This is a genomic window from Streptosporangium sp. NPDC005286, assembly GCF_040607515.1.
Lineage (GTDB): Bacteria > Actinomycetota > Actinomycetes > Streptosporangiales > Streptosporangiaceae > Streptosporangium.
The window spans coordinates 1-1,721 of sequence record NZ_JBEXGU010000391.1; the positions used below are offsets into that span (position 1 = coordinate 1).

General features: G+C 69.7%; 1 protein-coding gene and 2 pseudogenes. 2 read left to right on the top strand and 1 reads right to left on the bottom strand.

Annotation, left to right across the window (positions count from 1 at the left end; genetic code table 11):
* A pseudogene (locus tag ABZU75_RS46320) lies at nt 1–399 on the bottom strand (phospholipid carrier-dependent glycosyltransferase); the annotation flags it as partial.
* Between the two features lie 98 nt (nt 400–497).
* On the opposite strand from ABZU75_RS46320, the gene rsmI reads away from it, so the two are divergent.
* A complete protein-coding gene (gene rsmI / locus ABZU75_RS46325) occupies nt 498–1,352 on the top strand; it encodes a 16S rRNA (cytidine(1402)-2'-O)-methyltransferase (protein ID WP_350966494.1) in 855 nt (284 codons plus the stop codon).
* 54 nt (nt 1,353–1,406) lie between these two features.
* Nucleotides 1,407–1,721: pseudogene (locus ABZU75_RS46330) on the top strand (phospholipid carrier-dependent glycosyltransferase); the annotation flags it as partial.

Genomic DNA, 1,721 nt, shown 5'->3' on the forward strand with positions numbered 1-1,721 from the left:
GCCCAGACCGATCATCCACTTGCCCAGCGGCGGATGGACCACGTAGGAGGCGCACTTGTCGACCTCCGCGGGCGCGCACTGCTGCCAGATCTCGGTGCCGCCCCGCATCAGGATCTTGTCGGCGTCCTTGACGACGTTGTGCTCGGCACCGAAGTTGATCAGTGCCCAGGCGTCCTTGGCGTAGTACGTCTCGTCGAACATGACCGCGTTCGGGTGACCGAGGTTGGTGAAGCGCAGGATCGCCCCGAACACCGTGACCAGCAGTGGGCCCAGCCAGCCCCACAGGGGGTTTCCCGGCATCGGCGGCACCAGACGGTCACGAGCGGAACCCGAGGGCCCGCCGTCGGGCTGGGGCTCCGGCTGCTCTGACGCCTGGCTGGGGAAGTCGGTCACGGCCACCCGGACATCGTACGGTCCCCTTACCGTAGCTAGCCCAGGAAACACCTCACTACAGGACTAAATGGTTAACTTCTCCCCGCGCCGGGGGGCCATCCGAAATGCGGGAGGATGGAGCGGTGACGGACAACGGCAGGCTTGTGCTGGCAGGGGCTCCGATCGGGCAGGCGGGCGACGCCTCACCCCGGCTGAGGCTGGCGCTGGAGAGCGCGGACGTGGTCGCGGCGGAGGACACCCGGCGGCTGCGGCGCCTGGCCGGGGAACTGGGCGCCGAGATCGGCGGCCGGGTCGTCTCCTACTACGACGCCAACGAGGCAGGGCGGGCCGCCGAGCTCCTCGGCGCGCTCCAGGACGGCAAGACGGTGCTGGTCATCACCGACGCCGGCATGCCGGGCGTCTCCGACCCCGGCTACCGGCTGACCCACCTGGCGGTCGAGGCCGGGATCGCGGTCACCTCGCTGCCGGGGCCGTCGGCGGTGACCACGGCGCTGGCCGTCTCGGGGCTGCCCAGCGACCGGTTCTGTTTCGAGGGCTTCCCGCCGCGCAAGTCCGGTGAGCGCTCCCGCAGGCTCTCGGCCCTCGCGGAGGAGGAGCGCACGATGGTGTTCTTCGAGGCGCCGCACCGGCTCGGTGCCGCGCTGGCGGCGATGGCGGAGGCGTTCGGCGCCGACCGCCGGGCGGCGGTCTGCCGCGAGCTCACCAAGACCTACGAGGAGGTGCGGCGGGGCGGTCTCGGCGAGCTGGCCGAGTGGGCGGCCGGGGGCGTCAAGGGGGAGATCACCATCGTGGTCGCCGGGTACGCCGGGCAGGCCCTGCCGCCGGTGATCGAGGACCTGGTGGACGAGGTCGCGCGCCGCGAGGAGACGGGGGTGCCGAGGAAGCAGGCGATCGTGGATGTGGCGAAGGCGGCGGGAATCCCCAAACGGGATCTTTATCAAGCTGTCCATCGAGGCTGACTTTTCACCATAATTCCCTGAATGGGATCAACACGGGATCGTCTCTTGCCGCCCATGTCGGGAAATGTCGCCTGGGGCTGGCTGGGGCCGTTGCTGGTCGCGGCCTTCGGGGGGATCCTGCGCTTCGTGGGCCTCGGGCGGCCGAACGCGGTCATGTTCGACGAGACGTACTACGCCAAGGACGCCTGGGCGCTGATCAACCACGGGGTGGAGCGGGCCTCTTTCGGCACCGTGAAGGATCCCATCGCCGACAGGATGATCATGCAGGGGAACACCGACTTCCTGGTCAAGTGCACCCCGCCGGAGGCCGACCCCTGCCCGCTCTATGTGGCCCATCCGCCGCTGGGCAAGTGGATGATCGGTCTGGGT

Excerpts from the sequence above, each read along its gene's own strand:
- rsmI (WP_350966494.1), top strand. The coding sequence starts at position 498 with ATGCGGGAGGATGGAGCGGTGACGGACAACGGCAGGCTTGTGCTGGCA.